Here is a 649-nt window from a genome sequence, read left to right as displayed (position 1 = left end):
GTCGGCGGCCGCGCGCAGCACCGCGTGCAGCACGTCGAGCACGACCGGTTCGCCGCGCGCGTCGCGCGCCGCGTGGCCGTCGTGCACGAGCAGGATGTCGCGTGGCGCGAGACCGTTCAGCAGGCGGTGCGTGACGGTCGCGGCATCGCGCGCGCGCGTGTCGAAACCGCGCCGCGTCCAGCTCGCCAGCTGCAGGCCGAGCTCGCACAGCACCGGTTCGAGGAACGGATTGCGCAGGCCGGCCGGCGCGCGGAAGAACAGCGGGCGCGTACCGGCGATCTCGGTCAGCGTCCGTTGCGCGGCCGAGATCTCGCGCCGCAGCGCGGCGGGCCCCGACAGCGAGAACGTATGCCGGTGCCGCTGGCTGTGGTTTTCGATCGCATGACCGCGCGCGACGATCTCCTCGATCCAGCGCGGATGACGGCGCGCGAGATCGCCGATGCAGAAGAACGTCGCGCGGGCGTCGTAACGGTCGAGCAGGTCGAGCACGCGCGGCGTGACGTCGGGGTCCGGGCCGTCGTCGATCGTCAATGCGATGCGGCGGCCGGCGCCGGGCGGCAGGCGCGTCCAGTTCGGCCCGAGCAGTGCGCTGCGCGGCCACAGGCCGGCGGCGGTCAGCGCGAGATGCGACGCGACCACGCCGCCGACC

Annotated in this window: 1 protein-coding gene; it reads right to left on the bottom strand. The window is 74.3% G+C overall.

The window, feature by feature from the left end; all coding sequences use genetic code 11:
* On the bottom strand, positions 1-649 hold a 649-nt coding region (locus DPV74_RS41735; protein WP_162923356.1), incomplete at both ends, for a polysaccharide deacetylase family protein.

The sequence above is a fragment of the Burkholderia sp. HAN2018 genome (genome assembly GCF_024704855.1).
GTDB classification, from domain to species: Bacteria; Pseudomonadota; Gammaproteobacteria; order Burkholderiales; family Burkholderiaceae; genus Burkholderia; species Burkholderia cepacia.
This window is presented reverse-complemented; position numbering and strand designations above follow the sequence as displayed.